Consider the following 13,170-nt stretch of genomic DNA (forward strand, 5'->3'; position numbering starts at 1 on the left):
TCGCCAACGGCCCCGGTGTCACTGTGCCGGTGTCCTTCTTTACAGCGTCTCGGCCGACCCGCCGGCCGCCTCGATCTTCTGCTTGGCCGAGGCGGAGAAGGCGTGCGCCCGGACCTGGACGGCCACGGAGATGTCGCCGTCGCCGAGCACCTTGACCGGACGGCCGCGGCGCACCGCGCCCCGCGCCGCCAGGTCCTCGGCGGTCACCTCGCCGCCCTGCGGGTACAGCTCGGCCAGCTTGTCCAGGTTGACCACCTGGTACTCGACCCGGTTCGGGTTCTTGAAGCCCTTGAGCTTCGGCACCCGGCGGATCAGCGGCATCTGGCCGCCCTCGAACCCGACCGGCACGGTGTCGCGGGCCTTGGTGCCCTTGGTACCGCGGCCGGCGGTCTTGCCCTTGGACGCCTCGCCGCGGCCCTTGCGGATCTTGCGGCGGTTGGCGCCCGGCGCCGGACGCAGGTCGTGCAGCTTGAGCGGAGCGCCCTCGGCGCCGGCCGAGTCCTTGCTCAGATCGGTCGCCATGGTCAGTCGACCTCCTCGACGGCGACCAGGTGGTTCACCGTCCGGATCATGCCGCGCAGCTGCCGGGAGTCCTCCCGGACCACGCTCTGCCCGATCTTCTTCAGACCGAGCGTGCGCAGCGTGTCACGCTGGTTCTGCTTCTCGCTGATCACCGACTTGATCTGGGTGATCTTCAGCTGGGCCATTACGACGCCACCTCCGCCCGCGGCTCGCTGCCGGCGGCGCGCGCCCGCAGCATGGCGGCCGGGGCCACGTCCTCCAGCGGCAGCCCGCGCTTGGCCGCGATCTCCTCGGGCCGCTTGAGCTGCTTGAGCCCGGCGATCGTGGCGTGCACGATGTTGATCGCGTTGTCGCTGCCCAGCGACTTGCTCAGCACGTCGTGGATGCCCGCGCACTCCAGCACCGCGCGCACCGGGCCGCCGGCGATCACGCCGGTACCGGGGCTGGCCGGCCGCAGCAGGACCTCGCCCGCCGCGTCCCGCGCCTGCACCAGGTGCGGAATGGTGCCCTGGATGCGCGGCACCTTGAAGAAGTGCTTCTTGGCCTCCTCGACGCCCTTGGCGATCGCCGCGGGCACCTCCTTGGCCTTGCCGTATCCGACGCCGACCGTGCCGTTGCCGTCACCGACGATCACCAGAGCGGTGAAGCTGAAGCGCCGGCCGCCCTTGACGACCTTGGCGACCCGGTTGATCGCCACGACCTTCTCGATGTACGACTGGCCCTTGTCGGCGCCACCGCGGCGGTCGTCGCGGCGGCCGTCGCGACGGTCGCCACCCTGACCGCCACCGCGCCTCTGCGCTGCCATCAGTGGTACCTCTTCTCGTCTTGCGGTTCGTGGGCCATGAGTCTCAGAACTCCAGCCCGCCCTCGCGCGCACCGTCCGCCAGGGCGGCGATGCGGCCGTGGTACTTGTTGCCGCCGCGGTCGAAGACCACGACGCTGATCCCGGCCTGCTTGGCACGGGCGGCGACCAGCTCGCCCACCTTGCGGGCCTTGGCGGTCTTGTCGCCGGAGTCGGCGCGCAGCTCGGCCTCCATGCTGGACGCCGACACCAGGGTGTGCCCCCGGTCGTCGTCGATCACCTGCGCCCGGATGTGCAGGTTGGAGCGGGTCACGACGAGGCGAGGCCGCTCGGCGGTGCCGTAGACCTTCTTGCGGACCCGCAGGTGCCGGCGCCGCCGGGCCTTCACCCGCGCCGAGGTGTTCTTCCTGGCCAGGGTCTTGGTGCCCGCCATGATCACTTACCAGCCTTTCCGACCTTGCGGCGGATCTGCTCGCCCTCGTACCGCACGCCCTTGCCCTTGTACGGGTCGGGCTTGCGCAGCTTGCGGATGTTGGCGGCGACCTCGCCGACCTTCTGCTTGTCGATGCCCTCGACGACCAGCTGGGTCGGCTTCTCGACGCGGAAGGTGATGCCCTCCGGCGGCGACACGTTGATCGGGTGGCTGTAGCCCAGGGAGAACTCCAGGTCCTTGCCCTTCTGCTGCACCCGGTAACCCACGCCCTGGATGACCAGGGTCTTGCGGTACCCCTCGGTCACGCCGATCACCATGTTGTTGATCAGCGTGCGGGTCAGGCCGTGCAGCCCCCGGACGGTGTTGATGTCGTTCGGCCGGGTCACGGTGACCTTGCCGTCCTCCAGCTTCACCTCGATGGGCTCGGCGACGGTGTGCCGCAGCTCACCCTTGGGCCCCTTGACGGTGACCTCCCGGCCGTCGATCCTGACCTCGACGCCGCTGGGCACGGTGATGGGGAGTCGTCCGATACGCGACATGTCCTACAACCCCCTCACCAGACGTAGGCGAGGACTTCGCCGCCCACGCCGCGCTTAGCCGCCTGCCGGTCGGTCATCAGACCCGAGGACGTCGAGATGATCGCGACGCCCAGGCCGCCCAGGACCTTGGGCAGGTTGTCCTTCTTGGCGTACACCCGCAGACCCGGCTTGGACACCCGCTTGATGCCGGCGATCGAACGCTCCCGGGTCGGGCCGAACTTCAGCTCGATCACGAGCTTCTTGCCGACCTCGGCGTCCTCCACCTGCCAGCCGGAGATGTAGCCCTCCTGCTGCAGGATCTCGGCGATGTGCGCCTTGATCTTCGAGTACGGCATCGCCACGGTGTCGTGGTAAGCCGCATTCGCGTTGCGCAGACGCGTCAGCATGTCTGCGATCGGGTCGGTCATCGTCATGGCCTAGTGGCCCTCCCTCGCCACGGTTTCCTCCACGGACCTTTGGCGTGGTCGTGGGCACCCGCGCTGCCGCGGGCGCCCGGTGGTTATTACTGGCTGGTGATCGTCACCAGCTGGACTTGGTGATGCCGGGCAGCTCGCCCCGGTGCGCCATCTCCCGGAAGCAGACCCGGCACAGGCCGAACTTCCGGTAGACCGAACGCGGCCGTCCGCAGCGCGAGCACCGGGTGTACGCACGCACCTTGAACTTGGGCCGGCGGGCCGCCTTGGCGATCAGTGCCTTCTTCGCCATCCTCAGCTCTCCTTGTCGCGATCCTCAGCCGGATCCCCGGCTGCCAGGAAGCTCAGGCTTCCTTGAAGGGGAAGCCCAGGAGCTTGAGCAGCTCGCGGCCCTCCTCGTCGGTCGTGGCGGTGGTCACGATGGTGATGTCCATGCCCCGCTGCCGGTCCACCTTGTCGGGGTCGACCTCGTGGAACATGACCTGCTCGGTGAGCCCGAACGTGTAGTTGCCGTTGCCGTCGAACTGCTTGGGCGACAGCCCGCGGAAGTCGCGGATGCGGGGCAGCGCCAGCGTCAGCAGACGGTCGAGGAACTCCCACATCCGGTCGCCGCGCAGCGTGCAGTGCGCGCCGATCGGCATGCCCTCGCGCAGCTTGAACTGCGCGATGGACTTGCGCGCCCGGTTCACCCTCGGCTTCTGCCCGGTGATCAGGGACAGGTCGCGGATCGCGCCCTCGATCACCTTGGCGTCGCGGGCCGCCTCGCCGACCCCCATGTTGACCGTGATCTTGGTCAGCGTGGGGATCTGCATCACGTTCTTGTAGCCGAAGCGCTCGCGCATCGCCGGGGCGATCTCGTCCCGGTAGCGCAGCTTCAGCCGCGGCTTCGGCACGGGCCGCTCGGTAACGGTCTCGGTCATCGAAATCAGATCTCCTTACCGCTGCGGCGCGAGATCCGGACCTTCGTGCCGTCTTCCTTGATGCGGTACCCGACCCGGACCGGCTTGCCGTCCTCGACGAGCGCGACATTGCTGACGTGCAGCGGCGCCTCGACCGTCACACGGCCGGTCTGCTTGCCCGGACGCGCCTGGTCGGCCTTGACGTTCTTGGTGATGAGGTTGACGCCCTCGACGACGACGCGCTCCTCGCGCGGGAGGACGCGCAGGACCTTGCCGGTCGCGCCCTTGTCCTTGCCGGCGATGACGATGACCTCGTCGCCCTTCCTGATCTTCATCACAGCACCTCCGGCGCGAGCGAGATGATCCGCATGAACTTCTTCTCGCGCAGTTCGCGGCCCACGGGGCCGAAGATACGGGTGCCGCGGGGGTCGCCGCCGTCCCGGATGAGCACGGCCGCGTTCTCGTCGAAGCGGATGTAGGAGCCGTCCGGGCGCCGGCGCTCCTTGCGGGTGCGCACGACGACCGCCTTGACGACGTCGCCCTTCTTCACGCCCGCGCCGGGAAGGGCATCCTTCACCGTCGCGACGATGACGTCGCCGACTCCCGCGTAGCGCCGACCCGAGCCGCCGAGCACCCGGATGCAAAGGATCTCCTTGGCACCCGTGTTGTCGGCGACCTTGAGTCGCGACTCCTGCTGGATCACGTCAACTCCTGTTCGTCACACCGGTTCTCCTCCAGGGCCGGGCCTGGAGGAGCCTGGCGGAACCAATGGGTTTACCTGGCCTCGATCACTTGGCCTTTTCGAGGATCTCCACCACGCGCCAGCGCTTGGTCGCCGACAGCGGGCGGGTCTCCATGAGGCGGACGCGGTCGCCGACGCCGCACGCGTTGGCCTCGTCGTGCGCCTTGTACTTCTTCGTGCGCCGGATCACCTTGTGGTACTTGGGGTGCTTGACGCGGTCCTCGACGGACACGACCACGGTCTTGTCCATCTTGTCGCTGACCACAAGCCCCTCCAGCACCTTGCGGGTGCCGCGCTGCGCCTGCCCAGTCGTGGTTTCAGTCATCGTCGCCCTTGCCCTCCGCGGACTCCGTCTCTTCGGCGACCGTGACGATGCCGAGCTCACGCTCCCGCATCACGGTGTAGATGCGGGCGATCTCACGCTTGACGGTGCGCAGCCGCCCGTGGCTCTCCAGCTGGCCGGTGGCCGCCTGGAAGCGGAGGTTGAAGAGCTCCTCCTTGGCCTCCTTGAGCTTCTTGACCAGCTCATCCTGGGGCTCTGCGCGCAGCTCTTCGGCGGTAAGACCCTTGGCCATCAGCCCTCACCGACCTCTCGCTTCACGATCTTGCACTTCATCGGCAGCTTGTGGATGGCGCGCTGCAGCGCCTCCCGGGCCACCTGCTCGTTCGGGTAGGAGATCTCGAACATCACCCGGCCCGGCTTGACGTTGGCCACCCACCACTCGACCGAGCCCTTACCGGAACCCATCCGGGTCTCGGCGGGCTTCTTGGTCAGCGGACGGTCCGGGAAGATGTTGATCCACACCTTGCCGCCACGCCGGATGTGCCGGGTCATGGCGATACGTGCGGCCTCGATCTGCCGGTTGGTGACGTACGACCCCTCGACGGCCTGGATGCCCCACTCGCCGAACGTCACCTTGGTGCCGCCCTTGGCCATCCCCTTGCGCTTGGGGTGGTGCTGCTTGCGGTGCTTCACCTTCCGGGGGATCAGCATGGTCGATCAGCTCCCCTCACCGCTGGGAGCGGACTCGGCGGCCGACGCCGACTGCTCCTGGCTCTGCTGCTGCTTGGGCGCGCGGTCGCCGCCGCCCTGGCCCTGGCCGCCGCCGCGGCCCCGGCCGCCGCGCCCGCGGCGCTCGCCGCGACGCTCCCGGCCGCCGGCCGCCCGCTGCTGGGCGGCCTGCTGCTCGCGCTCAAGGCGGGTCTGCGCGGCCTCGCCCTTGTAGATCCACACCTTGACGCCGATGCGGCCGAACGTCGTACGGGCCTCGTAGAACCCGTAGTCGATGTCGGCGCGCAGCGTGTGCAGCGGCACCTGGCCCTCGCGGTAGAACTCCGACCGCGACATCTCCGCGCCGCCGAGGCGGCCGGAGCACTGCACCTTGATGCCCTTGGCGCCGGACTTCATCGCCGACTGGATCGCCTTGCGCATCGCGCGGCGGAACGCCACCCGGCTGGACAGCTGCTCGGCCACGCCCTGCGCGACCAGCTGCGCGTCCACCTCGGGGTTCTTGACCTCGAGGATGTTCAGCCGCACCTGCTTGCCGGTCAGCTTCTCCAGGTCGCCGCGCAGCCGCTCGGCCTCCGCGCCGCGGCGGCCGATGACGATGCCCGGCCGGGCGGTGTGGATGTTGACCTCGACACGGTCACGGGTCCGCTCGATCTCCACCTTGGAGATGCCCGCCCGGTCCATGCCCTTGTTGAGCATGCGCCGGATCTGGACGTCTTCCTTGACGTAGTCCTTGTAGAGCTTGTCGGCGAACCAGACGCTCTTGTGGTCGGTGGTGACGCCGAGCCGGAACCCGTGCGGGTTGATTTTCTGACCCACTACCGGGCCCTCCTCTGCTTCCTGCCGCCGCCCGCCGAAGCCTCCTCGCGCGACTCCAGCACCACGGTGATGTGGCTCGTGCGCTTGTTGATGCGGTAAGCCCGGCCCTGGGCGCGGGGCCGGAACCGCTTCAGCGTCGGCCCCTCGTCCACCCACGCGCGGCTCACGACCAACGTGTCGGTGTCGAGCTTGAAGTTGTGCTCGGCGTTGGCGATGGCGCTCGCCAGCACCTTGCCCACCGGCTCACTCGCAGCCTGGGGGGCGAACCGCAGCACCGCCTGAGCCTCCGTGGCCGGCAGGCCGCGGATGAGGTCCACCACGCGGCGGGCCTTCCTGGGCGTGACGCGGATGTACCGCGCCTGGGCCCTGGCTTCCATCGCTAGTTCCTCTCCGTGTTGCGATCCTCGCCCGCCGCGACGGGCGAGACCCTCTGCCTGCTCAGCCGCGACGGCTGCGGCGGTCTTCCTTGACGTGGCTGCGGAACGTGCGCGTCGGCGCGAACTCGCCGAGCTTGTGCCCCACCATGGCCTCGGTGATGAACACCGGGACGTGCTTGCGGCCGTCGTGCACCGCGATCGTGTGCCCGATCATCTCGGGAATGATCATGGAGCGCCGCGACCACGTCTTGATGACGTTCTTGGTCCCCTTCTCGTTCTGCTCCTCCACCTTCTTCAGAAGGTGGTCGTCCACGAAGGGGCCCTTCTTAAGGCTACGTGGCATGACGAGCGACTCCTACCGCTTCTTCTTCGTGCGCCGACGGACGATCAGCCGGTCGCTGGGCTTGTTGGCCCGGCGGGTGCGGCCTTCCTTCTTGCCCTTGGGGTTGACCGGGTGCCGACCGCCGGAGGTCTTGCCCTCACCACCACCGTGCGGGTGGTCGATCGGGTTCATGGCCACACCGCGGACGGTCGGGCGCCGGCCCTTCCAGCGCATGCGGCCCGCCTTGCCCCAGTTGATGTTGGACTGCTCGGCGTTGCCGACCTCGCCCACGGTGGCGCGGCAGCGCACGTCCACCATCCGCATCTCACCGGAGGGCATGCGCAGCGTGGCGTACTTGCCCTCCTTGGCCAGCAGCTGCACGCCCGCGCCCGCACTGCGGGCGATCTTGGCGCCGCCGCCCGGCCGCAGCTCGATGGCGTGGATGACGGTACCGGTCGGAATGTTGCGCAGCGGCAGGCAGTTGCCCGGCTTGATGTCGGCGTTCGGGCCGTTCTCGACCCGGTCGCCCTGCTTGAGCCCGTGCGGGGCGAGGATGTAGCGCTTCTCGCCGTCCACGTAGTGCAGCAGCGCGATGCGGGCGGTGCGGTTCGGGTCGTACTCGATGTGCGCGACCTTCGCCGGGATGCCGTCCTTGTCGTCCCGCCGGAAGTCGATGATCCGGTAGGCGCGCTTGTGCCCACCGCCCTGGTGCCGCGTGGTGATGCGACCGTGGTTGTTGCGCCCGCCCTTCTTCGGCAGCGGGCGCAGCAGCGACTTCTCCGGCTCGGTGCGCGTGATCTCGACGAAGTCGGACACGCTCGCACCGCGACGGCCGGGCGTCGTCGGCTTGTACTTACGGATGCCCATCTTTTTCGTTCATCCCTTGTCTGCTCCGGCGATCCCGGCCGTCAGGCCGGGGTCCCGAAGATGTCGATCCGGTCGCCCTCGGCGAGGCTGACGATGGCGCGCTTGGTGTCCTTGCGCTTGCCCCAGCCGTACCGCGTGCGCTTGCGCTTGCCCGGCCGGTTGAGGGTGTTCACGTTCGTCACCTTGACGTTGAACACCTCCTCCACGGCCTGCTTGATCTGCGTCTTGTTGGCGTCCGGGCGGACGATGAAGGTGTACTTGTTCTCGTCCAGCAGCCCGTAGCTCTTCTCCGAGACGACCGGCGCGATGATGATGTCGCGAGGGTCAGCGATCTTGTTCATTCGGCCACCGCCTCCGAAGCACGGGACTTCTTGGTAGCGCGCGCGATGAACTCGTCGTAGGCGGCCTTCGTGAAGACCACGTCGTCGTTCACCATCACGTCGTAGGTGTTGAGCTGGTCGGACACCAGCAGGTGGACGCTGGGCTCGTTGCGCAGGCTCTTCCAGGTGACCTCGTCCTCGCGGTCCAGGACCACCAGCACCCGCCGCGCATCGGTCACGCCGCGCAGCGCGGCCAGCGCCGTCTTGGTCTTGGGCGTGTCGCCCTCGATCAGGTGGTCGACCACGTGGACCCGGCCGTGGCGGGCCCGGTCCGACAGGGCGCCGCGCAGCGCGGCGGCCTTCATCTTCTTCGGCGTCCGCTGGGTGTAGTCGCGGGGCTGCGGCCCGTGGACGGTGCCGCCGCCGGCGAACTGCGGCGCGCGGGTCGAGCCCTGACGGGCCCGGCCGGTGCCCTTCTGCCGGTACGGCTTCTTGCCGCCGCCGCGCACGTCCCCGCGGGTCTTCGTGGCGTGGGTGCCCTGCCGCGCCGCGGCCTGCTGCGCCACCACGACCTGGTGGATCAGCGGCACGCTGGTCTTGGCGTCGAAGATCTCGGCAGGCAGGTCGACATCCAGCTTGCTGGTCACTTGCCCGCTCCCTTCACTGCGTTGCGAACCATGACCAGCCCGCCGTTCGGGCCGGGAACCGCGCCCTTGATGAGCAGCAGGTTCTTCTCCGGGTCGATGGCGTGGATGGTCAGGTTCTGCACGGTGGTCCGGGCGTTGCCGTGCCGCCCCGCCATGCGGAGGCCCTTGAAGACGCGACCGGGGGTCGCACAGCCGCCGATCGAGCCCGGCGAACGGTGCTTGCGCTGGGTGCCGTGCGAGGCGCCGAGGCCGCCGAAGCCGTGGCGCTTCATCACACCAGCGGTGCCCTTGCCCTTGCTGGTGCCGGTGACGTCGACCTTCTGCCCGGCCTCGAAGACCGTAACGGTGATCTCCTGGCCGAGTTCGTACTCGGAGGCGTCATCGGTCCGGATCTCGGCCAGGTAGCGGCGCGGGGTGACACCGGCCTTCTCGAAGTGGCCCGTGCGCGGCTTGTTCACCTTGCGCGGGTCGATCTGGCCGTACCCGAGCTGCACGGCGCTGTAGCCGTCGCGGTCCTGGGTGCGGATCTGGGTGACGACGCACGGCCCGGCCTGGACGACGGTCACCGGAACGATCCGGCCCTCATCGTCGAAGACCTGGGTCATGCCGAGCTTCTCGCCCAGGACGCCCTTCCTGTTCCTACTCATCTTCGGTGCGTCCCTCAGAGCTTGATCTCGATGTCAACGCCGGCCGGAAGGTCGAGCCGCATGAGCGAGTCGACCGTCTTGGGCGTGGGATCGATGATGTCGATCAGCCGCTTGTGCGTGCGCATCTCGAAGTGCTCGCGCGAGTCCTTGTACTTGTGCGGCGAGCGGATGACGCAGTACACGTTCTTCTCGGTCGGCAGCGGCACCGGGCCCGCGACCTTGGCGCCCGTCCGCGTCACCGTCTCAACGATCTTCTTCGCGGAGGTGTCGATGACCTCGTGGTCGTAGGCCTTGAGCCGGATGCGGATCTTCTGTCCCGCCATGGTGGCCTCGGTGTCCTTTGCTGGTAGTGCCGCTGGGTGTTCGATCGCGACGCGGCGGCCCGGCCAGTGGTTCTGGCGGCCGGGCCGCCGCGTCGACGAGAGGTGTTACTTGATGACCTTGGTGACGCGACCCGCGCCCACGGTCCGGCCACCCTCACGGATGGCGAACTTCAGGCCCTCCTCCATGGCGACGGGCTGGATCAGCTCGACGCGCATCTCGGTGTTGTCGCCCGGCATGACCATCTCGGTGCCCTCGGGCAGGTTGACGACGCCGGTCACGTCCGTGGTCCGGAAGTAGAACTGCGGACGGTAGTTGTTGAAGAACGGCGTGTGCCGGCCACCCTCGTCCTTGGACAGGATGTAGACCTGCGCCTCGAACTCGGTGTGCGGGGTGTTGGTGCCCGGCTTGATGACACACTGGCCGCGCTCCACCTCCTCGCGCTTGACACCGCGCAGCAGGAGGCCGACGTTGTCGCCCGCCTGGCCCTGGTCGAGGAGCTTGCGGAACATCTCGACGCCGGTGACGGTCGTCTTGAGCGACTCCTCCTTGATGCCGATGATCTCGACTTCCTCGTTGACGTTGATCACGCCACGCTCGATGCGGCCGGTCACCACGGTGCCGCGGCCGGTGATCGAGAAGACGTCCTCGATCGGCATCAGGAACGGCTTGTCGGTGTCGCGCTGCGGCTCGGGGACGTTCTCGTCCACGGCCTTCATGAGCTCCTTGATGGACTCGGCCCACTTGGCGTCGCCCTGCAGGGCCTGGAAGGCCGAGACGCGGACGACCGGAACCTCGTCGCCGGGGAACTCGTACTCGCTGAGCAGCTCGCGGACCTCGAGCTCGACCAGCTCCAGGATCTCCTCGTCGTCGACCATGTCGCACTTGTTCAGGGCGACGACGATGTAGGGCACGCCGACCTGGCGGGCCAGCAGCACGTGCTCCTTGGTCTGCGGCATCGGGCCGTCGGTGGCGGCCACGACCAGGATCGCGCCGTCCATCTGGGCGGCACCGGTGATCATGTTCTTGATGTAGTCCGCGTGACCCGGGCAGTCCACGTGCGCGTAGTGCCGAGCCTCGGTCTGGTACTCGACGTGCGCGATGGAGATGGTGATACCGCGCTCGCGCTCCTCGGGGGCCTTGTCGATGTCCTCGAAGGGCGTGAACGGGTTGAGGTCGGGGTACTCGTCGTGCAGCACCTTGGTGATCGCCGCGGTAAGGGTGGTCTTACCGTGGTCGATGTGCCCGATGGTGCCGATGTTTACGTGCGGCTTGGTCCGCTCGAACTTGGCCTTCGCCACTGGTTGCTCCTTGTTGCGATCGTCGGCCGGCTGGACCGGCCGCCTGATGCTGCTGGCTGGTGACCTCGGGCTCGGGTGCTACTCGCCCCGCGCCTTGGCGATGATCTCCTGCGCGACGTTGCTGGGCACCTCCGCGTAGGAGTCGAACTGCATCGTGAAGACCGCCCGGCCCTGGGTCTTGCTGCGCAGGTCGCCCACGTAGCCGAACATCTCCGAGAGGGGCACGAGCGCCTTGACGACCCGCATCCCCGCGCGCTCGTCCATGGCCTGGACCTGACCGCGCCGGCTGTTGAGGTCACCGATGACATCGCCCATGTTGTCCTCGGGGGTGGTGACCTCGACCGCCATCAGCGGCTCCAGCAGCGTCGGCGCCGCCCTGCGGGCGGCCTCCTTGAACGCCATGGAACCGGCGACCTTGAAGGCCATCTCCGAGGAGTCGACCTCGTGGTAGGCGCCGTCCTGGAGGGTGACCTTCACACCCACCATCGGGTAACCGGCGAGCACACCGAACTCGGCCGCCTCCTGGCAGCCGGCGTCCACCGACGGGATGTACTCCCGCGGGATGCGCCCACCGGTGACCTTGTTCTCGAACTCGTAGCCGTCGTTGCCCTCGCCCAGCGGCTCCAGGTCGATGATCACGCGGCCGAACTGGCCCGAGCCACCCGTCTGCTTCTTGTGGGTGTACTCGACCTTCTCCACCTTCTTGGTGATCGTCTCCCGGTAGGCCACCTGCGGCTTGCCGACGTTGGCGTCGACCTTGAACTCCCGCTTCATGCGGTCGACCAGGATCTCCAGGTGCAGCTCGCCCATGCCGGAGATCACCGTCTGGCCGGTGTCCTCGTCGGTGCGGACCTGGAAGGACGGGTCCTCCTCGGCCAGCCGCTGGATCGCCGTGGACAGCTTCTGCTGGTCGGCCTTGGTCTTCGGCTCGATCGCCACGTGGATGACCGGAGCCGGGAAGGTCATCGACTCCAGGACGATCGGGTCCTTGTCGTCGCACAGCGTCTCGCCGGTGGTGGTCTGCTTGAGACCCATCACCGCGACGATGTCGCCGGCGCCGACCCGGTCGATCTCCTCACGCTTGTTGGCGTGCATCCGGTAGATCTTGCCGATCCGCTCCCTGCGCTCCTTGACGGAGTTCAGGACCTGGGAGCCGGACTCCAGGACGCCCGAGTAGACGCGGATGAAGGTCAGCTTGCCCAGGTGCGGGTCGGACACGATCTTGAAGGCCAGCGCGGAGAAGGGCTCCTCCTCGCTGGGCTTGCGGGCCAGCGTGGTCTCCTCGTCGCGAACCGCGTGCCCCTCGATGGCCTCCACGTCCAGCGGCGAGGGCAGGTAGCGGACGATCGCGTCCAGCAGCGGCTGCACGCCCTTGTTCTTGAACGCCGTGCCGCACAGCACCGGGGTCACGTTGCCCGCGATGGTGGCGCGCCGGATCGCCGGGTAGAGCTGCTCCACGGTGGGCTCGGTGCCCTCCAGGTACAGCTCCATGATCTCGTCGTCGTTCTCGGCGAGGGTCTCGATCAGCTTGTCGTGCCACTCGCGGGCGATCTCGACGTGGGTGTCGGGGATGTCCACGACGTCGTACATCTCGCCGAGCTTGGCCTCCTCGTTCCACAGGAGGGCCTTCATCGTGACCAGGTCGACGACGCCCCGGAAGTCGGCCTCGGCGCCGATCGGCAGCTGCATGGCCAGCGGGGTGGCCTGCAGCCGGTCACGGATCATGTCGACGCAGCGGTGGAACTCGGCGCCGACCCGGTCGAGCTTGTTGACGAAGCAGATCCGCGGGACGCCGTAGCGGTCGGCCTGACGCCAGACGGTCTCCGACTGCGGCTCGACGCCGGCCACACCGTCGAACACCGCGACCGCGCCGTCCAGGACCCGCAGCGACCGCTCGACCTCGATGGTGAAGTCGACGTGGCCCGGCGTGTCGATGATGTTGATGGTGTGCTTGACGTCGTCGACCGGCCAGGTGCAGGTGGTCGCGGCGGAGGTGATGGTGATCCCCCGCTCCTGCTCCTGCTCCATGTAGTCCATGGTGGCGGCGCCGTCGTGGACCTCGCCGATCTTGTAGCTGATGCCCGTGTAGTACAGGATCCGCTCGGTCGTCGTGGTCTTGCCCGCGTCGATATGGGCCATGATCCCGATGTTGCGGACCTTGGCCAGGTCTACACCGGTCTTGGTAGCCAC

Annotated in this window: 23 protein-coding genes; all 23 read right to left on the minus strand. The window is 68.3% G+C overall.

Annotated features, from left to right (window positions below):
- Window positions 1–39: 39 nt before the first annotated feature.
- Entirely contained in the window at window positions 40–522 is a 483-nt protein-coding gene (gene rplO / locus QSK22_RS12505; RefSeq protein ID WP_285494265.1) for a 50S ribosomal protein L15, read from the minus strand.
- 2 nt (window positions 523–524) lie between these two features.
- Complete coding sequence (gene rpmD / locus QSK22_RS12510; RefSeq protein ID WP_285494266.1) at window positions 525–707, minus strand: 50S ribosomal protein L30; 183 nt, start codon at window positions 705–707, stop codon at window positions 525–527.
- On the minus strand, window positions 707–1,327 hold the full coding sequence (gene rpsE / locus QSK22_RS12515) for a 30S ribosomal protein S5 (RefSeq protein WP_378270532.1): 621 nt from the start codon (window positions 1,325–1,327) through the stop codon (window positions 707–709). The genes rpmD and rpsE overlap by 1 nt, the downstream gene beginning before the upstream one ends.
- 43 nt (window positions 1,328–1,370) lie before the next feature.
- Window positions 1,371–1,757 carry a 50S ribosomal protein L18 gene (gene rplR / locus QSK22_RS12520; RefSeq protein ID WP_285494267.1) on the minus strand — a complete coding sequence of 129 codons (387 nt, stop codon included), beginning with the start codon at window positions 1,755–1,757 and terminating at the stop codon, window positions 1,371–1,373.
- A 2-nt stretch (window positions 1,758–1,759) separates the two neighbouring features.
- The gene (rplF, locus tag QSK22_RS12525; RefSeq protein ID WP_285494268.1) at window positions 1,760–2,296 is read right to left on the minus strand and encodes a 50S ribosomal protein L6; all 537 of its coding nucleotides are present in this window, start codon (window positions 2,294–2,296) and stop codon (window positions 1,760–1,762) included.
- Between the two features lie 14 nt (window positions 2,297–2,310).
- A complete protein-coding gene (gene rpsH, locus QSK22_RS12530) occupies window positions 2,311–2,709 on the minus strand; it encodes a 30S ribosomal protein S8 (RefSeq protein WP_285494269.1) in 399 nt (132 codons plus the stop codon).
- A gap of 106 nt (window positions 2,710–2,815) precedes the next feature.
- Window positions 2,816–3,001, minus strand: a complete 186-nt coding sequence (locus QSK22_RS12535; protein WP_285494270.1) for a type Z 30S ribosomal protein S14 — start codon at window positions 2,999–3,001, stop codon at window positions 2,816–2,818.
- Window positions 3,002–3,053: 52 nt separating this feature from the next.
- Window positions 3,054–3,629, minus strand: coding sequence for a 50S ribosomal protein L5 (gene rplE, locus QSK22_RS12540; RefSeq protein ID WP_285494271.1), 576 nt, complete (start codon window positions 3,627–3,629; stop codon window positions 3,054–3,056).
- Window positions 3,630–3,634: 5 nt separating this feature from the next.
- Window positions 3,635–3,943: a 50S ribosomal protein L24 gene (rplX, locus tag QSK22_RS12545; protein ID WP_285494272.1), complete on the minus strand. Its 309-nt coding sequence runs from the start codon at window positions 3,941–3,943 to the stop codon at window positions 3,635–3,637.
- Window positions 3,943–4,311, minus strand: coding sequence for a 50S ribosomal protein L14 (gene rplN, locus QSK22_RS12550; protein ID WP_067912161.1), 369 nt, complete (start codon window positions 4,309–4,311; stop codon window positions 3,943–3,945). The genes rplX and rplN overlap by 1 nt, the downstream gene beginning before the upstream one ends.
- 85 nt (window positions 4,312–4,396) lie before the next feature.
- Window positions 4,397–4,675, minus strand: a complete 279-nt coding sequence (gene rpsQ, locus QSK22_RS12555; RefSeq protein WP_285494273.1) for a 30S ribosomal protein S17 — start codon at window positions 4,673–4,675, stop codon at window positions 4,397–4,399.
- Window positions 4,668–4,925, minus strand: coding sequence for a 50S ribosomal protein L29 (rpmC, locus tag QSK22_RS12560; RefSeq protein ID WP_285494274.1), 258 nt, complete (start codon window positions 4,923–4,925; stop codon window positions 4,668–4,670). Before rpmC ends, rpsQ begins: the two co-directional genes overlap by 8 nt.
- A complete protein-coding gene (gene rplP / locus QSK22_RS12565; RefSeq protein WP_285494275.1) occupies window positions 4,925–5,344 on the minus strand; it encodes a 50S ribosomal protein L16 in 420 nt (139 codons plus the stop codon). The genes rpmC and rplP overlap by 1 nt, the downstream gene beginning before the upstream one ends.
- Window positions 5,345–5,350: 6 nt before the next feature.
- Window positions 5,351–6,178, minus strand: coding sequence for a 30S ribosomal protein S3 (gene rpsC, locus QSK22_RS12570; RefSeq protein ID WP_285494276.1), 828 nt, complete (start codon window positions 6,176–6,178; stop codon window positions 5,351–5,353).
- Window positions 6,178–6,555, minus strand: coding sequence for a 50S ribosomal protein L22 (rplV, locus tag QSK22_RS12575; protein ID WP_285494277.1), 378 nt, complete (start codon window positions 6,553–6,555; stop codon window positions 6,178–6,180). Before rplV ends, rpsC begins: the two co-directional genes overlap by 1 nt.
- A 61-nt stretch (window positions 6,556–6,616) precedes the next feature.
- On the minus strand, window positions 6,617–6,898 hold the full coding sequence (gene rpsS, locus QSK22_RS12580) for a 30S ribosomal protein S19 (RefSeq protein WP_067912145.1): 282 nt from the start codon (window positions 6,896–6,898) through the stop codon (window positions 6,617–6,619).
- Between the two features lie 12 nt (window positions 6,899–6,910).
- Window positions 6,911–7,744: a 50S ribosomal protein L2 gene (rplB, locus tag QSK22_RS12585; protein ID WP_285494278.1), complete on the minus strand. Its 834-nt coding sequence runs from the start codon at window positions 7,742–7,744 to the stop codon at window positions 6,911–6,913.
- Window positions 7,745–7,785: 41 nt separating this feature from the next.
- The gene (gene rplW / locus QSK22_RS12590) at window positions 7,786–8,085 is read right to left on the minus strand and encodes a 50S ribosomal protein L23 (RefSeq protein ID WP_067912139.1); all 300 of its coding nucleotides are present in this window, start codon (window positions 8,083–8,085) and stop codon (window positions 7,786–7,788) included.
- Window positions 8,082–8,711: a 50S ribosomal protein L4 gene (rplD, locus tag QSK22_RS12595; protein ID WP_285494279.1), complete on the minus strand. Its 630-nt coding sequence runs from the start codon at window positions 8,709–8,711 to the stop codon at window positions 8,082–8,084. The genes rplW and rplD overlap by 4 nt, the downstream gene beginning before the upstream one ends.
- On the minus strand, window positions 8,708–9,358 hold the full coding sequence (gene rplC, locus QSK22_RS12600; RefSeq protein WP_285494280.1) for a 50S ribosomal protein L3: 651 nt from the start codon (window positions 9,356–9,358) through the stop codon (window positions 8,708–8,710). The genes rplD and rplC overlap by 4 nt, the downstream gene beginning before the upstream one ends.
- Before the next feature lie 14 nt (window positions 9,359–9,372).
- Window positions 9,373–9,681, minus strand: a complete 309-nt coding sequence (rpsJ, locus tag QSK22_RS12605; protein WP_018657599.1) for a 30S ribosomal protein S10 — start codon at window positions 9,679–9,681, stop codon at window positions 9,373–9,375.
- Between the two features lie 105 nt (window positions 9,682–9,786).
- Window positions 9,787–10,980: an elongation factor Tu gene (tuf, locus tag QSK22_RS12610; protein WP_285494281.1), complete on the minus strand. Its 1,194-nt coding sequence runs from the start codon at window positions 10,978–10,980 to the stop codon at window positions 9,787–9,789.
- A gap of 78 nt (window positions 10,981–11,058) precedes the next feature.
- Window positions 11,059–13,170, minus strand: coding sequence for an elongation factor G (gene fusA, locus QSK22_RS12615; RefSeq protein ID WP_285494282.1), 2,112 nt, complete (start codon window positions 13,168–13,170; stop codon window positions 11,059–11,061).

Source organism: Actinomadura sp. NBRC 104425 (assembly GCF_030269545.1).
GTDB lineage: Bacteria > Actinomycetota > Actinomycetes > Streptosporangiales > Streptosporangiaceae > Spirillospora > Spirillospora keratinilytica.